A 17286-nucleotide genomic window follows, 5' to 3' on the forward strand; every position below is an offset into this window, starting at 1 on the left:
TAAATAGGATTTATGATCACCACTCCTCTTGTTTCGTTCTGCTGTGAAAAGTCAAGACTGAAAAGTTAATACCAACTACCAGTCAAGACCAATTACCACCCGTTCTGGCGAAGAGTTAAGCTGTTGCCATCAAAATCCTTAAAGAATGCTAATAGAACTCCTCCACCAACATCTTGAATCGGTGAAACCTCAATCCTTCGAGACATCAGGAAATCGCTAGCTTCCTCTATATTGTTTACAACTAGTGTTAGTGCTGCTTCTCCCGTTCCTGTAGGTTTGCTTTCGTAGACGCCAATTTTGGTGCCAGGCACCTTGGGGTAAAAGAACTGCGTCCAACGGTATGTATCCTGGGAATGATCCCATTCCATGCCCAAAAGCTCATGGTAAAAGAAGATGGCTCGGCCGAGATCGGCGACATTTACTTTAGATACGTAGCCCGTTACGAGCTCATCCATAGGGGGTTGAGCAACTGCGGTGCTTGTCCATCCAGAACTTAACAGAACAAAAACACTGATCAGTACTATGACTGTTGCTGTTTTTAGCTTTTGCAATAATTTTTGCATCATCTTCATTTTTAGGTTATCCTTATCTAACCTTTTTTGGTGTGGTCTACTCCTAGGACATTTAAATTTAGATTTCATAGAGAAATATTCAGAGGCTAAGCCTTGTTATCACTAGACCTCTAAAGCTCATCTAAAAAGCAGTAAATTTAAATGTCCGTTAGCTTCAGGTTTGTTAACTTCAGCCAACCAACAATTATTAGTATACACAGACTTATAGAAAGAAGACATAACCTTAACCAAATAAGTAACAAATCTTCAATATTTTTTATGGTCATAGTTCTAAATCCTATACGGAGTAAAGGATTCAGTATTTTTAAATAAGCGACGCATCAAGACAAGGACTTGACAATTTTTGCGAAACTTAGTAAACAAAGGGTACTTTACATTAATAATTATTTAAGTTTTAGTTAAACTTCCAGTTACTATCTTGGGCTCCAACCAATTAGTCTCTCTAGGAATTAAAAGATTCAGTAATGTTCGTTAAAATCATTGACAAATCAGGAGGATATGTTATTTTAGCAGTTGTTTAATAGTTATAGCAGTCGAAGTAAAGGTTAAGACATATTTCTGTTCCCAGATCCGCTGTTCCCAGATCCGCTGTTCCCTTTAAACGAAAATACTATGTCATAAACTATACTTCCCTTGCTATAAAGCGCAGGGCTATAGGATTTAGGATATTACTCTGAAACTATCTCGATTGGTAACACTACTGTAAATGTCGTCTTTCCAGGCACCGACTCCACCTCAATCTGACCCTGATGTTTATCCACAATCTTTTTGACAATATCTAGGCCCAAACCACTACCTTCTCCAGGGGGTTTAGTCGTAAAAAAAGGCTGAAATATTTTTGGTATAATTTCCGGGGGAATTCCTTTAGCACTATCATTGAAACTGACTTTTATCTGATCATCCTGCTGTCTGACATCAATGGTTAAGGTTCCCTTACTATCCATAGCTTGAATGCTATTGTGAATCAAGTTCGTCCAAACTTGATTAAGTTGGTCGGGATAGCAAAGAATAGCAGGCAAGGAATCCTCATAATTTATGATTACTTCTACACCGTATTTGAGTTGGTTATAATAGAGAGTTAAAATAGTATCAATCCCTTCAATAATATTTGCCTCTATCTTGTTACCACTAGAATCATCATGGGCATAATTTTTCAGGGCAAACACCACTTTAGCAGCTCGTTCAGCAGCGGTAACAATGTTACGGGTACTGGTTTGGAGATTAGCAAATTGATAGGCAGTTTGTAAAATTTTTTCTCCCTCTGGGTCTTTCAGTAGAGGCAACAAAGGGTGTAGGTAGTCCCAAACCCCAATTCCTACTAAAATATTGGCGAGTTTTGCTGCTTTCTGAATCGAGTGGGATGTCATCTGGCCGGTCAAGGCTTTTCTGATTTGACGTTCCGAGTAGATAAAGGAGTCGTTTGTTGGCTGGAGCGTTCTAGTAAGGTAAAGAAATCCGATTGGCGTTCCTTGGAAAGTGCTTGAAAAAAGGAAGGTAACTGCTTGAGGTGGTGAGCTAAAAAGTTAGCAAGATTCCTAACTGAGGAGTTAATAGCACCTAAAGGAGTGTTAATTTCATGAGCAACTCCAGCTACTAATTGTCCGAGAGCAGCCATTTTTTCAGATTGGATCAACTCGTCTTGAGTAGCTTGCAGCTGTTGCAGGGTTTCGTTCAGTTCTGCTTCCACTTCCATGCGCTGTTTGATTTCGTTTTTCAGACGTCGATTCTGCTCTTCCAATGTCTTGGTTTGGTCTTCAAGGGTTTTGGTCAAAGAACGCAGTTGTAAATGTACCTTGACTCTTGCTAACACCTCCTGTGACTGAATCGGTTTAGTCAGATAATCGACTCCCCCAAGCTCAAATCCTTTCACCTTATCCTCTATACCGGATAAAGCCGTCATAAAAATTACAGGAATATCTTTGGTTTCGTCATCTGCTTTCAAACGGCGGCAGGTTTCAAAGCCATCCATCCCTGGCATCAACACATCCAGCAAAATTATTTCAAGCCACTCTCACCATTGCGGGCTACCAAAATCGTCAAACCAGCATCTTCCAAATAATCAACAGCTACTCCTAAATTGGTGGGATTATCATCAATCACCAAAATAGTGAAGTTGGTTAAGTCAAGATTAGGGATATTCCTCGTGGTGACACTCATTGCTCTTGTTCCCAGTGCAGATAGTTTTCCACTAAAGCCACAATCTCCTCTTCCTAAAACCCTCGCGCTAAATCTTTGAGTTGATTGGTAATAAGGAATATAGTCATCCAGTTCATCAACATAGATAGCTGTGTCACGAATTTTCCTCATCAAAAATCAAGCGCGAGTTTGCAAACCCCGCCTATGGGCGACTAGGGAAGAGAAACGAGAGACCAGGGCGGAAAAACGAGCCGGGGTATTTATTCCCCCTAAGTTACTTATGATCTGGATATTCAATGGTATTACTTCCCAATCTTCCCCATCCTCTGGTTCAGATCTCTATTTTCCCCAGTAATTCACCAATCTGGCAAAGTTTCAGGTCAATAGCAATTACACTATGTCTAGATTTGGGGATTGAGCCAAGCCTGCGCGAGATCAGCTCTACGCCTAGTAATAATGCCTAGTAATAATATCGTTGCGGTTTATCCTAATGATGGGAAGATGGGCAGAGGGTCAATTGAGGCAAATGATTGAGGCAAATGTAAGTTGTCAAAAATTTTAATGCTACCAGATGATATAAGAGAAGCGTGGGATTCCAATCTCTTTAGGTGCGCGCCTCCTAGGCCGCGAGCAATCCCTCGCGGCCTAGGGTCGCACCTTTTGATGGGTTTGCTAATCTGGAGTTATGCCCTGTAATCTGACCCAGAAACCCACTGACCATTGACTAATGACCAGTAACTATGTCACCAGCCAAAAACAGAACCTTTAGTCTCGACTTTGAAAAGCCACTGGTTGAACTGGAAAAACGAATTAAGCAAATTCGGGAACTTGCAGAAGAAAACAATGTCGATGTTTCTGACCAAATCCGCCAACTGGAGACAAGAGCAATCCAACTGCGTCAGGAAATTTTCAATAGTTTATCACCAGGGCAACGGCTACAGCTAGCCCGTCACCCTAGGCGTCCAAGTACCCTCGATTATATTCAGGCAATCACTGATGAGTGGTTTGAGTTGCATGGCGATCGCGGTGGTTATGATGACCCAGCCTTAGTGGGGGGGATTGGCTCTTTGGTGGGTCGTGCTGTGGTAATATTAGGACATCAAAAAGGTCGGGATACTAAAGATAATGTAGCTCGCAACTTCGGCATGGCTGCGCCTGGGGGCTACCGTAAAGCGATGCGGCTGATGGAACACGCTAATCGCTTTGATATGCCAATTTTGACCTTTATTGATACCCCTGGTGCTTGGGCTGGTGTGAAGGCGGAAGAACTAGGACAAGGAGAAGCGATCGCTTATAACCTCCGAGAAATGTTTCGCCTGGATGTGCCCATTATGTGTACAGTCATTGGTGAAGGAGGTTCTGGTGGTGCTTTGGGAATTGGTGTTGGTGATCGGGTTTTGATGTTTGAAAACGCTGTCTACACCGTAGCTAGCCCAGAAGCTTGTGCCGCCATCCTTTGGAAAGATGCTAGCCAAGGACAGCAAGCCGCAGCAGCGTTAAAGATTACCGCTTGGGACCTCAAAGAATTAGGGATTATTGACAAAGTTTTATCGGAACCCATAGGGGGAGCTCATGGGGATCCCTTGGCAGCCGCCTCTATCCTCAAAGAGGCTCTATTGGAAAACCTGGCAGAACTAACTCAATTAACCGCTCAACAGCGCCGGGATTTGCGCTATCAGAAGTTCCGAAATATGGGGATTTTTGTAGAAAGTTAGTCTTGAAGGGGTGAATAGGTAAACCGGTTAGAGGTATATCTCCCACCTTCGCGGCGGCGTTGCTCAACTAAAAACTGATTTCAAGGGTCGTGATTTGAAGTATAGTTAGATTCGTTACCAATTAGGGCTACCAACCTCAGGGATAAAACTTTATATATAGCAAGGGGGTCATCCTCTGGGGGATTGAGCTAATCATGCTCGCCATTTTCTCCGATGTTTACCTTGGTAGCCCAATTACCAATTACCCTATCCCGATTTTTCTATCCTCAAAGTTTATTATTGACAGCCGACTTGGTAGCTGAATAGTCTGCGAATGATGATACAATTAACAAATGTTCACAATATTCTAAGGTAGTTAGTCAGTTTGCTAAACAATTTCGGATACACCGAAAACCTAGCTGTGCCTTTGGAGATTAACTGCCCTAAGGGAGTGTCTAAAATCTCGGTGCCTAACCAACTCACTGAACCTAAGGTTAATTCGACTGCCTCCACCTCTGGTGACCTTGTAGCTGGCTTAGCAGATTTAAAGCTAGCAGATTTAAACCAAATAACTGCGTTATGTGGGCATTTGCTTCCGAGCAATCCTGAGTTTTATCCAGACCGTAGAGAAGCATTTGTAACAAAATCTTGTAAAATTTGATGACATCGACTGTTGAGCGACGCGCCATAATTACTGGAGCGAGCAGTGGTATTGGCAAGGAAACAGCTTTAGCCTTTGCTAAGGCAGGAATCAGTGTAGCCTTAGTCAGCCGTTCCCGGAACAACTTAGAGATGGTTGCTGCTGCTGCTAGGGCAGCTGGGGTGCAAGCTAAGGCTTATCCATATGATTTAGCTGATCTGGAGCAGGTTAGATCTTGGATAGAAGAAATCACAGCAGATTTTGCTCCTATCACTATTCTCGTCAATAATGCGGGAATAGCTGACGCTAGATATCTCAGTGAGACACCGCTATCAGATTGGCAGCGCTTAATTGACCTGAATCTGACCAGTGTGTTTCAGTGCATCCAGGGGGTTCTGCCTGCTATGCGTGCCCAACACCGAGGCACGATCGTTAACGTGGCATCAATTGCTGCTAAGCAAGCCTTGCCTAAATGGGGGGCTTACAGCGTTAGTAAGGCAGGTATGATTGCCCTCTCCAAGACTCTAGCAGCGGAGGAAAGCCGCCATGGTATCCGGGTAGTAAGCATTTGTCCAGGTGCAGTCAATACCCCTTTATGGGATGCAGATACAGTTCAGGTGCAATTAAATCGGTCAGGGATGTTGACCCCAGAAATTGTTGCCCAGTCAATTTTGCACACCGTCGAGCTCCCACAACAGGCTGTCATCGAGTCCTTGACTCTGATGCCCAGTGCCGGAATTCTTTAGGGTATAGGTAAAAATAATAGCACACTTTAAGGTTATTGCTGTGTCAATTCAACCTGTCCCTATGGTCTGGCAATATCAAGTTCATTTTTGTTTACAATCTAATCAGATTAATCATGACTATTGCTTCTTCCAATGGTTTCAACCGTGTTGAATCTGTTTCAACTGCTAAAAGTATCAATGGTAATGAGAAACATCAGCTAGAGACCCGTCCTGAGCGCAATACCCAGAATGGTCACCAGCCCAATTTACAACCTCCTTTGGAAGAACTGAACCAGGAGATGATCAACGCTGTCACCACTATCCTATTGGGTGTTGGTGAAGACCCGCAACGAGAGGGACTGCTCAAAACCCCTAAGCGGGTAGCCGAGGCAATGCGATTCTTGACTAGTGGTTACAATCAGTCTTTAGAGACAATAGTCAACGGGGCAATTTTTGACGAAGGTCACAATGAAATGGTACTCGTGCGGGATATCAATTTCTTTAGCCTCTGTGAACACCACATGTTGCCATTTATGGGTAAGGCTCACGTCGCCTATATCCCTAACCAAAAAGTGGTAGGACTCAGTAAAATAGCTCGTGTGGTCGAGATGTATGCACGGCGACTGCAAGTTCAGGAACGGCTGACTCGCCAGATTGCCGAAGCCATTCAAGCTGTCCTAGATCCCAAGGGTGTGGCTGTGGTGATGGAAGCTACCCATATGTCCATGGTGATGCGGGGTGTGCAAAAACCAGGGTCTTGGACTGGCACCAGTGCGATGGTCGGGATTTTTCAAGAGGATCAAAAAACTCGTGAGGAATTTCTCAACCTAATTCGCCATCAACCGAATTTCTTTTAGGGGTTTGACTTGAACGGTTAACTAATCCTACTAAAAAAGTCATTAGTCATTAGTGATTAGATCTCTGGGAAAATTAACGTTTAGCTTAGACCTGACAAGGAGTAGAGCCATGATTTTCACCAGAGTTCTATTAGTCCTTAGTGAAAAACACACACACATTAGTAACGGTAGTTGCTGATGACAGATGGTAAGCTATCAGCTATCAGCGTGTCGCGTATCAGCGAAAGGCCTGTCGCCACGCTACCGGAACAGTTTATGCCCATAGGGCAGGCTACACCGAACAGCTTTTGAATAAAATAAGCTGACGGCATTAGGCTGACGGCTGAATGCTTACGACAGATGAGTAATGACTAATGACTCACTTTAGCCACTAGTTAACACAATCCTCCCTAATAGTCTCCACATCAAACATAATGGAAAATTTTGCCTCAGGCATCATCTGCTTTAAAACCCGTAGATGTTCTTCAGCATTGCCGCGCCGTCGAAATCGGCCAACGGTGATATTGCTGAGCTTGGGTTGCAAAAGGACAATGATCCAGGGATTTAGCTTTTCTGTATAATTCAACATAGGTTTTCCTTATAGCTTTTCCTTGAGACACTTGAATTTGGTGCCAAATTAGCTTCCACTTTCATCAGCGACCCATCTTTACACGTTGGGAAGCTCGTGAGATGGGGTAACCCATGTGCGGACGCTTACGTAGGGCTTACAGCCCCTCATAATGAGCGGGCAGGATTAATGACCGGCTGCATTAGTACATATGTACTAAGTTGTGCGTGGAATTGAACACAGCGTGACAGTTCTGCTTATTTTTTGTCTAATTCTTCTCACTTTTTGTCTAATCAGTTATAATAGACGAGCAAGTAATGGTGAATTAAAGTCTATTAAAGTTGATGACCAAAGGCGAAAATGCACCGGTTAACGACAGTAGACATCAAACCTCCTGTGGATAGAGCAATCAAAATCAGAAATTTGGCTGGGGCATCCCGTCATAAGTAAAGCTTGCCTTATACCCGAACGCAGAAGCGTTTCCGTAAGGAAATAGCGATGGCTGGGGTTGGCGAAAAGCCTACACCTAATCGATAGAGAGGTTTGGGAAATGTCACCGTGACTAGTTGCGGGTTAGATTCCCCTGATCAGGTAAGTCTGCTGGTGTTGAAGCGGCTTACTTTCGATTGCGCGATGATTTGCCTCTAGCTTGGCATAGCTTCGGGAATATTAGCTGTTTGGTGCAAACATTTTACAGAAAATTTATCTACGGTATGGTTAGTGGTAAGCTATTTTACTGAACTAGCTAATAACCCTATGTGATAGAGCCAAACTGCTTGCTGCTGTCTGGCAAACAAGAAAAGGGCAGAAAACAAAGTTAACTGCCCTATTTTAATTAGGGCTTACGCAATTTAGCCATCGACACACGACATGTAGGTTTTAGAGGGTAACTATAAAACTACATGTAGAGTTCATCCGCAAGCCCTATTTAAGCAAAGCGTTCAAGTTTTCTTGAACAAAAACAATTTATTATGAAAAGCCAAGAAGATCAACCTCTTACCCTGGTACAACTCAGGGAAAATGCCAATCTGACTCAAATGAAATTAGCTATTGCTGTTGGTGTCAGCATTACGACGATTAGTGACTGGGAAAATGGCAAAGCCGAACCACGCTTAAAGCACGTCAGGCTCCTGGTTGAAATACTGGGTTGTTCTTTCGAGGACCTTTCTCAAGCCTTTGAGCAAGCAAAACGTCGTTCGTAAAGCGATGCAGGGTGGTAAAAGGGAGCCAGTGCGGTCAAAGGGAGCCAGTGCGGTCTTGGAGGTCCCCCAAGACCCCGCTGTATCTCTACTCCCTACTCCCTACTCCCTACTCCCATTAACCCAGGACTTTCTACCTCACCCAATTGAGAACTGCTATATATAAACATAAGCGTGAAAATGAACCATTAACCCAATTGATATCTCAGCTGAAAGTTAATTTCCCCAAAGGTCTAATGATTCAACGCTTAGGAGCATTATCAAAAGCACGAGCGATCGCATTCCAGGCTAACTTGGGCTTGAAATCTGCATCCAGAGGTAGAGGTCGCACTGGGGCACCATCTGAGCGGGGATGGAAGCTACTTAAGTATGTGTAGCGATCGCTAAATCCCCAGGTCACTACTGCAATCACTGCTGGCTCATCAAGTACCACAGACAGATAATCTTCATAAGCTTGAGCCACCATGCGATCGCGTACAGTCACATCCTTTGGTAAATTGTCATCTCTGACATCTAGTTCAGTAATCAAGATTTTAAAACCCATACTCGCCACATCCCGGAGAAATTTCCGCAGGCTTTGGGGGTTAATCCGTTTATTCCCTCGCAAGTGAGCCTGGATTCCCAAGGCATGACAGGGGGTTCCCTGAGACTTCAACCCCTCTAGTAGCTTCAAGACAGCCCTACGCTTGGCTTGCTCATCACTCGAATCATAACTCAGTCCATACTCGTTGTAGAGTAACATTGCCTTGGGGTCAGCAACAGCCGCAATGCGAAAGGCTAGGTCAATGTATTTCGGACCTAAAAATTTTAACCATGGCGTTTTGCGTAAACCATCTGCCCGTCCTTGGAAGGTAGCGATCGCTTCATTAACAACATCCCAGGAGTGCATTTGTCCAGCATAACGCCCAGCCACTGTCTTAATATGTCTAACCAAGAACTGTTGAGCGTTTTGGCGATTTACTGTCTCCTCAAACCAAGGGGGTAACGAGATGTGCCAAACTAGGGTATGTCCCCGAAACAGCAATCTATGAGTCTGGGCAAAGTCTGCCATCCAATCCCCAACGGTAAAGTCAAACTGATGGGGGTGAGGGCACAGGGGAGGGGAAGAAGGAGTAGAAATAAACCACTTGAGTCCCCATCCGGGAACCAGCATGGCACACTCTTGAGCAAAACGGGTGGCTAAGGCTGGGTTTGAGGATAAGTCTGGGAATCGACTCTCGGCTCCATAAATTAATCCTTTTGCCGCCGCACGCTCTTTTAAAGAAGCTCCTTGAGCTACTGCAAAGTCTCGCTTCGGGTCATCAATAGCTTGAATTTGGTGACTATGTATCATAGATTGACACCTTGTCAGAGGGCCTACACTGGCTAAGCTACCTAAACCCAGTAATAATTCACGTCGTCCAATCATTAACTTGTTTTTACTCCTAGAAACCATCACGTAATATGCTTAGCTTTAATTATTTCAGCCATTTATCCCTGAGGGGGTGACAAAATAGCAGAAAAAGCTTATTTGGGAAAAAATGCCGGTATTTCTGGTAAAAAAATATCGGTTTAGTTATCTCAATAAGACCAATAAAAATGATCAGCTTACCGTAAGCATATGCGCTACTTGAGGTGCTACTTGAGGTGTCAAAGGCCACGCTACGGGAATAGCCACGCTACTTGAGGTGCTTTCAGCTTATGCTTACGGTTTTAAACCCATTTTTTTTCCCCCAAAAAACTAATTGATGTAGTGAGGTAGCGCACGAATTGTGCAGGCATCAATAAATTGATGATTCTGGTTCAGCTATTGCAATTTCTTCCTTCTTTTTCTGGAGTAGCTGGCAATTTCATTGTAGGCATTAATCGTTTGATTGGCTAGTTCTTGCCAATCAAACGCCTCTAGAGGAGCTTGTTCTGGACGGGGAGTGTTTAATGCCCAATCTAAAGCTTTTTCAATGTCATAATCAGTAATTTCTCCTGTATAGGTATAGACCCATTCTTCACCAACTTGCTCTTGAACTTCAGGGAGAGCGCCAATTTTAGGAACTAATATGGGTCGGTTAAAAGAGAGGGCTAAGAAAGCACTACCAGAGTTTAAAATCTCGCGGTAGGGCAAAATAACTAAGTCAGCAGCACTGAAGTACCATTGCATATGGTCTTGGGGTATGAAATCTAGGTTGATTCGCACTCGTTGATCTAGGGCGGATTCCCTTTCAATTTCTGCTGCTAATTCAGTAAATTCTGGACTACCCACAATGTAGAGTATGGCTTCTGAGTCAAACAACTTTCGGAAAACTCGAATCAATTGAGGAGCATTTTTGTAAGGTCTAATTCTGCCAAACAAAAGCAATACTTTCGCCGAATTGGTAATTCCTAGGTAATTGCGAGCTTCTTGAGAACTGACTTGATTCGGATACTGCCCTCGGTAGTGACCATGGGGTACTACAAAACCTGGAATATTCTTTAACTGAGGGAAGCGCTCTTGGGCAGCTTTCATCCCAGTTTTGCTAAGGTTAATGTAACCATCCAACTGTCTTGTAAAGACTTTCCAGAACCAAGCCTCTAGTTGCGGGTAAAGCTGTTCATGAGAGGCTAAGTTGTGTACTGTCCAGACAATTTTTGTTCCCCGCCAGCGAGCCAAAATCATCAAGAATAATAGAGCTAATGTTTTTGCGATCGCTCTGAAGAAGTTAGGTTCATTTAAGTTTCGTTCTGGCCAGTGCCGATGCCAGATAGAATAATGATTTATCAGCAATTTTTTAGGAGAAAACTCATGGACATCAACCCCCAAAGTAGCCAGGTGGGTGTAAACTAGCCAGGTATAAGGGTTTTTGTCACGATCTTTAAAGGCTGGTTGAGCAATAATTTTCATATTTCACCTACTCCATTGAGCTTTGGTTAACTTTAGAGCTGCCGTTACTTTCACGCTACTACCTAAACCTTGAAATCCAGGACCAGTCAAGGTGTCTACCGCAAACTACTTCATAGCTTTAAAAAAACGTAAACATTCTCAGGTTTCTAGTGACCAGAATTGATCAGACTGATAAAACGGTAGATCGAAGAGTTTAACATAATTACGCACAACCTCGACTTCAGATTGGGTCATCGTTTGTTTCCATTTATTTATTTGTTGGTTGCTTATACGTACCTTGGAATAACGACCAGGTATATTGTTAGTTGAACTCTGGAGTACATGCTTTTCTACCCGCCTATTCCATGGCAATTCAAACTGCTCAAATAGCTGTTTGAACTTACCAATAGGGTCTAAGCATAAGTCCTCATAAAAGACCAATAACCATTCAGGATTTCGAGACAATGCATCGGCTACAACACGATGTCTTGCTGCCCAGATAGCTGCAAATATTTCTATTGGCGTTTTTGCTGCCTCTATCACTGAGCGGTAGGGTTCGAGATGATCTTCAAATAAGCTAGATTGATGTAATAAAGTATCTCGCGAAAGCTCAGCAGGAGTTTCTTTGTTAATTTCTGATAATACGGTAGGGCAAGGATGTCGAACAATTACCAATAGTTTGGGATTGTAGCGCTTGAAAACCCACTCGATGGACATCAGAGATGCTACATCTTTCACGATGATTTGATAATTAGGCAGTGCTCTAGCCCAAAAACCTCGGTACCAACCGCCTCCAAAAGGTAGACCTTTGAAGACATTATCAAAAGCATTTTCAAGCAAGTCATCTCGCTCACCAGGTCGTGTATATTGGAACCATGTGTCCATGTTACCTTTTCCAGTAATAGCTGGATTACATGGCTCGTAGTAGTATATAGCACGATTTGCGGTGGACAATGTTTTCCCGACCCAACTGGTACCGCTGCGACCATGACCTAAAATCAAAATTGGGCGTTTGCCAACTTGCCAGTGATTCAAAAACCACGAGGTAAGATAGTAGCTGGTCTTAGTAATTAAACGTTGTTTTCTCATTTATATTTTACTGAATTTACATTTAATATTTTTATTGATGGTAAATCAAACAAAACAATTAATTAGGGGTGTATTTTTTTAAATATAACCATCAAAATTATCTAAAACTATGCTAACTAAAATTTAATCAACACTAAACACTAAAATAGTATGAAAAATATCAAAATTTAGCTATATCAAGATTTAGATCGAGCTAACTGGTTATACTTTGAAAGTGAAACCAGAGAATCTATTTCCGAAATCACGCCTTCTATTGCTTTAGAACCAAACAATTCCTCAAGCACACCTGGATTAACATTATCCCTGACAGGATGGGACAAAAATCGGATAATTGCTTCTGCAAAGGATGACTTATCCACAGCAATTTCAAAGTAGTGATGAACCTCTTCTGGTAGACCTGCTATTCCCTGTGGTGTGGAAACAATCGCTCTACCAGAAACCAGCATTTCTAGGGACTTTATACTAACGCCACTCCCAGCGGAAACTGGATTAATGAGAACCCGCCCCGACTTGTATACTTCTGCAGAAGACACTGGATTTATTTTCAGATCAACTTCTGGAGTTTCCTCACATAGCTGCCTAACGTGCTGGACAGGATTTGAACCCGCTATTAAAACAGTAAATGTTGGTAACGCCAAACGTATTATAGGCATAACTTGGGTAATAAACCAGATTATTCCCGCTACATTGTTGTCCGAAAAGAGGTTACCCAAAAAAACGATATCATAGACAGGATGGGTGCTTAGTTTATCTCTGGATATTGCTTCCCTATTCTCTTCAGTAAACTCAATCAGAGGTGCTAAGTAGCGACCATTTTTCAATCCTTGACTTCTCCAAAAATTTAGGTCATCTAGGGATATATCGTAAAATAAAGTACTCTTTTTTAGTAAATTTGTTTCATAATTTGCCAAGTTAGACAATGATAAATATCGTTTGAACTTGTTGAACCCTTTGGCAGACGCAAGTTTTCGCTTATAGTACAAATGCTCGATATTGTGAGAGCGAATAACCAGCAGCCGATTCAAGTGTTGACTTAACTGACTTGCTACTTCTCCACCGTGAATACCATCTAGGAAGATGACATCAGGATTAAACGCAGCCACATCAGACAGTAATAGCTTGAATTCTTTACCTCTGACAATTCTAGATGTCACTTCCAAAGGATACTTGAGTAAGTCAATTATCCGCCGAATAAAAGAGCCGAGTGTCCTTGGAAACTTTATCAAAAAAACTTGCTTGGCATACTTCCTAATTTCCAGGACTTCCTCTGGTTTTGGAGTATGGCTACACCAGCAGATAACTTGTAGCTCAGTCCCTAAATTAGAGAAAGCTTTTATCCTTCGCCACATGTCTAATCGCGCCCCATGGATGGGCGGATAGGGAATATCATGGCATACTAATGTAATCTTCATAATACGGCTACTCTTACTCTCAGTTGTTTGCTGCTATAGAATTAATCATGATAATTATCAGCACTGACTTGTAATTATTCAATAACCTAGATGTTCCATAAATTAGGCAGATTTAAAATGTATAATATCACTATATTATCAATAATAGTTATCCAAAGTTACTACAATTTCCTACTTTATATTGACTAGATATATCTAGAACACTATTTAAATACAGCTTAATTTTTTAAGCAATATCAAACGCTTTGAGTAGTTCAGATTTTTGAAAAGATATGAATCGTAAATCTGTCGGCAATATCCCCCTTTGTATTCATCGGATCAATATAATAGTCAGGGGTTGGAAGCGATGCAGCGCGGTCTTGGGGAGGCAGCGCGGTCTTGGGGGTCTCCCCCATGAGCGACTGCCGTGGTTTCCACGGGGCTTACAAGGTGCGGACGCAGGTTCCGCACACAGCCCCTCCCCATGAGCGACTGCATCAAGAATTGAGGAATTTTGGTGATGCTAGTCATACACTATAAATACTGTAGGGTCACTGGACGAACTACTTGATCAAGAGGAGTAGGCAAAGTCTTGTAGACTAAGTATTTACCTAACTCCTACCTGCCATAGTAGGGCGGTCTAGTTGATCACTGGCTATCTTTGATTCCTTACGAGATTTGTCAAAAGTACGAGCAATAGCATTTCACCCAGACTTTAGTTAAAAGTCCGAGGTAGGAATTAAAAGCAAGCCAACGTGCTGATTGGCTTTGCCAGAGACTTATTGCTAGCTCTAGTTGATTCTAAGAGAATATCCGTAAAAATTATGTAAAGCTTTATTAAAGAAAGTGAAATTTCATCCTAAGTAACAGCAAATTTTTTGTAAAAATCAGCCAAGGTCATGGGTAATGGTGATCCGATTACCGATTACCCATGACCAATTACCCATGAGCAATTACCCATGAGCAATTACCTAACAATCTTAGGTTACATCCCTCTTAGAGAAAGGGGATAAAGATTAATGTTCCGATTCTTGAAGGCGCTTGCTTCTAGTCACCTCTTGCCGATATAAGACAAACACTAATAGCCATAAGCTGAGCATCCTCAAGGAATCTGAGGTTAAACTTGACCAGGCAGCTCCCTTCCATGAATACAGAGGAATTAACCAAAGGTTTAACGAAAAGTTCAACAGAGCTGCCGTTACTTGTATGCTACTACGCAACCCTTGAAATCCAGCACCAGTCAGGGTGTCCGCCGCAAAAAACTGCATGGCTTTAAAAAACGGTATCGGTGCTAACCAACGTAAGGCATTGACTACCTCCCTATAGTCATCACCTATAATGTAGGGTACCATTGGAGCGGAGATAAACAACCCGATACCAGCAGCTATTCCGTACATACCAGCAATTGGTGATAGACGCTTGGCCAGATTGAGACTTCCCTGGATGCCAGCGGCTCCCTTCTGAAAAAACTTGGCATAGGAAGCCGCTAACAGAGATTGTACAGGGACAAATGCCACATCAATTAAACGGTATGCAGCAGCATATATACCTGTAGCTTGTAATGTAGAAAGACGCGCTAGCATGGTTTTATCTACATTGTTGTTAACCGTTTCAGCACAAAGGTTGAGAGAAAAGTAGAATCCCTGAAGCATCTCCGGCTTGATCTTTGATATTGCCAATTTAGGAGTTCCTAACATCCGATGTACCATCAGAAATCCAACCCCAGCTGCTATTGCTGTACTAGCCAGATATAAAGCTCCCCAAACTACAATATCTGATGTCTGAAAGAAGCTGACAAAACAAAGTGTTGCCACTAAGTTTTTTAGACTGAGTAAAAAATGAATCTGGGCGGTGTGCTTAAGCTGACTGACCGCGATAAATGCCTGACCAGCGGTGGCTAAAATTTTCAAAAAGAGTAAGTCAGACAAAAATACCAAAAATATTAGCAGGGGCGACGTTTCTTTAGGTAAAATAGCTGGAGCTATAAGCATAACTAAGGCAATTAGCACCAAACTAGAGGTAAAAATCATCAACAGCGCATTGCCCCAGTATTCCTTGAATAAGGCTCGGTTTCTAGAAACATTTTTAATTAAAACATCTCCACTCCCCCAGGTGGCGAAAGGGGATATAATCGCCGCTAAAGCCGTCAAACTAGCAAACAGACCATACTGTTGAGCACCGAGGGTACGAGCAATCATCACGAAGTAGGCGGCTTGGACAATCATCTTCAGAAATTTAGCCAATAGCATCCACAAGGTGTTACGTACTAGGGATTTCTGAAATATGCCAATGAGCCTGGATTTGAGGGATTGAAAATTCATATCAAGTAATTTGGAGCATACCTTTTCGCTGCCAGGATTATCTGCCAAGTTGGTAACTGATCGAAAATTATCTCTGATTACCCAGACTAAGAAGACAATCAGGGAATTGGTATGACTTATACCAAGTTGCCATCAAAGATATTACTATAAAAGTTAGCATCATAATACCTCTGAAGGCAACTTATATATTATCTGATTTATTCCTGCTTAGATGGCTAATTTTTCATTATCCTCACCCTTAGGCTGACTAGCTGCTTAATCCCACTAATTCTTTGCTATACCATGCCGATATCTCCCGCCCCAATAATTTGAATAGCTTTTGATTGTCATTGGCATAGATGGTGTAGAGTTTTTGAATCGCTGATGGACTGGGGCGAAGCTTTTGGTGTTGTAAGGGTAAGCGCTGATCAACACGATTGATCAACCCACGCATAAATGGGAAACGGGTTCCCAGATAACGAGCAATTGGTGAACTAGTGCTTTGATGGACTTTCTTAGACTTTTTACTAAAATCAAAGGAAGAATCTATGTCAAGGAATTCACAAACTTTTTTCATAGAATCCTCTGAGTTTTGAGCAATGTCTTCTTCAAAGACTAGAATTAGCATTTGCTTAGGATCGAAGTATTCATAGTAGGCTTGCAGTTGGCGATAATATCGTCCCATATCGATGATGCCATAGCGCTCAACTAGGGGTTGTTTATCACCAATTAATAGGTCATCAAGGTCATAATTTAGAGATATAGCTCCATTTTTGATAAAGTGATTTATAGCAGCAATGGCTCGTTCAACTGGATTTCTTAGGACTACAATAAGTTTGGCTTCAGGCAATGTCTCGTAGATTAGTCGATGGGAATAGGAAATTTCTTCGAGAGGGTCATAGTAGACTTTACCCTGGGCATCAGGCAATGGTTCGATCCATAAGTAATTAGGAGTTTTTTCTCCAATTGCTTTTTTCCCATTAACATCAGCAAAATGTTTTTTATACCATTCAATACCTTGATTGAGATTATACCTCTTATTAAAGTAATGAATCTCATTTGCAGGTATAAATACCTCAGGATGTTCCCTGAGATTATGGGCTAACCAGGTAGTTCCAGCCTTTTGGGCTCCAATGATTAAAAAGTTCGGTAAAGTCACTAACAACTCTCTCGTCATATGGCACTGCTATTTCGCCATTAATTCTACCTATATAAAAATCGACAAAACAATTGACTATATTGCTGATTATCCTAAGTAATTTTGCTGATCAGCACTACGCAAATCTAGGGATTAATACGGATT

At 42.2% G+C, this 17286-nt stretch carries 17 protein-coding genes; 6 read left to right on the top strand and 11 right to left on the bottom strand.

Features of this window, described 5'->3' with window-relative positions:
* Positions 1-92: 92 nt before the first annotated feature.
* The 4 genes from F6K51_RS23930 to F6K51_RS38555 form a co-directional block, all read right to left on the bottom strand.
* Complete coding sequence (locus tag F6K51_RS23930) at positions 93-566, bottom strand: VOC family protein (protein ID WP_293024906.1); 474 nt, start codon at positions 564-566, stop codon at positions 93-95.
* Positions 567-1240: 674 nt separating this feature from the next.
* A complete protein-coding gene (locus F6K51_RS38545; protein WP_365940127.1) occupies positions 1241-1951 on the bottom strand; it encodes an ATP-binding protein in 711 nt (236 codons plus the stop codon).
* Complete coding sequence (locus tag F6K51_RS38550; protein WP_365940132.1) at positions 1948-2556, bottom strand: response regulator; 609 nt, start codon at positions 2554-2556, stop codon at positions 1948-1950. The genes F6K51_RS38545 and F6K51_RS38550 overlap by 4 nt, the downstream gene beginning before the upstream one ends.
* Before the next feature lie 11 nt (positions 2557-2567).
* A complete protein-coding gene (locus F6K51_RS38555) occupies positions 2568-2879 on the bottom strand; it encodes a hypothetical protein (RefSeq protein WP_365940129.1) in 312 nt (103 codons plus the stop codon).
* A 569-nt stretch (positions 2880-3448) separates the two neighbouring features.
* Between F6K51_RS38555 and accA the strand changes: the two genes are divergently transcribed.
* The 4 genes from accA to folE all read left to right on the top strand — a co-directional run bounded on the left by accA (position 3449) and on the right by folE (position 6624).
* Positions 3449-4423, top strand: a complete 975-nt coding sequence (gene accA / locus F6K51_RS23940) for an acetyl-CoA carboxylase carboxyl transferase subunit alpha (protein ID WP_293024908.1) — start codon at positions 3449-3451, stop codon at positions 4421-4423.
* Positions 4424-4787: 364 nt separating this feature from the next.
* Positions 4788-5063: a hypothetical protein gene (locus F6K51_RS23945; RefSeq protein ID WP_293024910.1), complete on the top strand. Its 276-nt coding sequence runs from the start codon at positions 4788-4790 to the stop codon at positions 5061-5063.
* Positions 5063-5788: an SDR family oxidoreductase gene (locus tag F6K51_RS23950; RefSeq protein WP_293024912.1), complete on the top strand. Its 726-nt coding sequence runs from the start codon at positions 5063-5065 to the stop codon at positions 5786-5788. The genes F6K51_RS23945 and F6K51_RS23950 overlap by 1 nt, the downstream gene beginning before the upstream one ends.
* A gap of 113 nt (positions 5789-5901) precedes the next feature.
* Positions 5902-6624 (top strand): GTP cyclohydrolase I FolE, encoded by a 723-nt coding sequence (folE, locus tag F6K51_RS23955; protein WP_293024914.1) that lies wholly within the window; start codon positions 5902-5904, stop codon positions 6622-6624.
* A 370-nt stretch (positions 6625-6994) separates the two neighbouring features.
* On the opposite strand, the gene F6K51_RS23960 is transcribed toward folE, so the two are convergent.
* A complete protein-coding gene (locus F6K51_RS23960) occupies positions 6995-7192 on the bottom strand; it encodes a hypothetical protein (protein WP_293024915.1) in 198 nt (65 codons plus the stop codon).
* Between the two features lie 950 nt (positions 7193-8142).
* On the opposite strand from F6K51_RS23960, the gene F6K51_RS23965 reads away from it, so the two are divergent.
* Together F6K51_RS23965 and F6K51_RS23970 are read left to right on the top strand one after the other, a co-directional pair.
* Positions 8143-8373 carry a helix-turn-helix transcriptional regulator gene (locus F6K51_RS23965; RefSeq protein ID WP_293024917.1) on the top strand — a complete coding sequence of 77 codons (231 nt, stop codon included), beginning with the start codon at positions 8143-8145 and terminating at the stop codon, positions 8371-8373.
* Positions 8348-8536, top strand: a complete 189-nt coding sequence (locus tag F6K51_RS23970; protein ID WP_293024918.1) for a hypothetical protein — start codon at positions 8348-8350, stop codon at positions 8534-8536. The genes F6K51_RS23965 and F6K51_RS23970 overlap by 26 nt, the downstream gene beginning before the upstream one ends.
* A gap of 75 nt (positions 8537-8611) precedes the next feature.
* On the opposite strand, the gene F6K51_RS23975 is transcribed toward F6K51_RS23970, so the two are convergent.
* From F6K51_RS23975 to F6K51_RS24000, 6 genes are all read right to left on the bottom strand, one after another.
* Complete coding sequence (locus tag F6K51_RS23975) at positions 8612-9703, bottom strand: endo-1,4-beta-xylanase (RefSeq protein ID WP_293024920.1); 1092 nt, start codon at positions 9701-9703, stop codon at positions 8612-8614.
* 453 nt (positions 9704-10156) lie between these two features.
* Entirely contained in the window at positions 10157-11224 is a 1068-nt protein-coding gene (locus F6K51_RS23980) for a glycosyltransferase family 4 protein (RefSeq protein ID WP_293024922.1), read from the bottom strand.
* Between the two features lie 138 nt (positions 11225-11362).
* Positions 11363-12292, bottom strand: a complete 930-nt coding sequence (locus F6K51_RS23985) for a sulfotransferase (protein ID WP_293024924.1) — start codon at positions 12290-12292, stop codon at positions 11363-11365.
* A gap of 176 nt (positions 12293-12468) precedes the next feature.
* A complete protein-coding gene (locus F6K51_RS23990) occupies positions 12469-13704 on the bottom strand; it encodes a glycosyltransferase (protein WP_293024926.1) in 1236 nt (411 codons plus the stop codon).
* A 995-nt stretch (positions 13705-14699) separates the two neighbouring features.
* Positions 14700-16004, bottom strand: coding sequence for an oligosaccharide flippase family protein (locus F6K51_RS23995; RefSeq protein WP_293024928.1), 1305 nt, complete (start codon positions 16002-16004; stop codon positions 14700-14702).
* A 247-nt stretch (positions 16005-16251) separates the two neighbouring features.
* Positions 16252-17160, bottom strand: a complete 909-nt coding sequence (locus F6K51_RS24000) for a sulfotransferase (protein ID WP_293024930.1) — start codon at positions 17158-17160, stop codon at positions 16252-16254.
* Between the last annotated feature and the right edge of the window lie 126 nt (positions 17161-17286).

Source organism: Moorena sp. SIO3I8 (genome assembly GCF_010692325.1).
Classification (GTDB): domain Bacteria; phylum Cyanobacteriota; class Cyanobacteriia; order Cyanobacteriales; family Coleofasciculaceae; genus Moorena.

Bases quoted from the DNA above. Each gene is read 5' to 3' on its own strand.
- F6K51_RS23930 (WP_293024906.1), bottom strand. From the start codon at position 566: ATGATGCAAAAATTATTGCAAAAGCTAAAAACAGCAACAGTCATAGTA.
- F6K51_RS38555 (WP_365940129.1), bottom strand. From the start codon at position 2,879: ATGAGGAAAATTCGTGACACAGCTATCTATGTTGATGAACTGGATGAC.
- accA (WP_293024908.1), top strand. From the start codon at position 3,449: ATGTCACCAGCCAAAAACAGAACCTTTAGTCTCGACTTTGAAAAGCCA.
- F6K51_RS23950 (WP_293024912.1), top strand. From the start codon at position 5,063: ATGACATCGACTGTTGAGCGACGCGCCATAATTACTGGAGCGAGCAGT.
- folE (WP_293024914.1), top strand. From the start codon at position 5,902: ATGACTATTGCTTCTTCCAATGGTTTCAACCGTGTTGAATCTGTTTCA.
- F6K51_RS23960 (WP_293024915.1), bottom strand. From the start codon at position 7,192: ATGTTGAATTATACAGAAAAGCTAAATCCCTGGATCATTGTCCTTTTG.
- F6K51_RS23965 (WP_293024917.1), top strand. From the start codon at position 8,143: ATGAAAAGCCAAGAAGATCAACCTCTTACCCTGGTACAACTCAGGGAA.
- F6K51_RS23975 (WP_293024920.1), bottom strand. From the start codon at position 9,703: ATGATACATAGTCACCAAATTCAAGCTATTGATGACCCGAAGCGAGAC.
- F6K51_RS23980 (WP_293024922.1), bottom strand. From the start codon at position 11,224: ATGAAAATTATTGCTCAACCAGCCTTTAAAGATCGTGACAAAAACCCT.
- F6K51_RS23985 (WP_293024924.1), bottom strand. From the start codon at position 12,292: ATGAGAAAACAACGTTTAATTACTAAGACCAGCTACTATCTTACCTCG.
- F6K51_RS23990 (WP_293024926.1), bottom strand. From the start codon at position 13,704: ATGAAGATTACATTAGTATGCCATGATATTCCCTATCCGCCCATCCAT.
- F6K51_RS23995 (WP_293024928.1), bottom strand. From the start codon at position 16,004: ATGAATTTTCAATCCCTCAAATCCAGGCTCATTGGCATATTTCAGAAA.
- F6K51_RS24000 (WP_293024930.1), bottom strand. From the start codon at position 17,160: ATGACGAGAGAGTTGTTAGTGACTTTACCGAACTTTTTAATCATTGGA.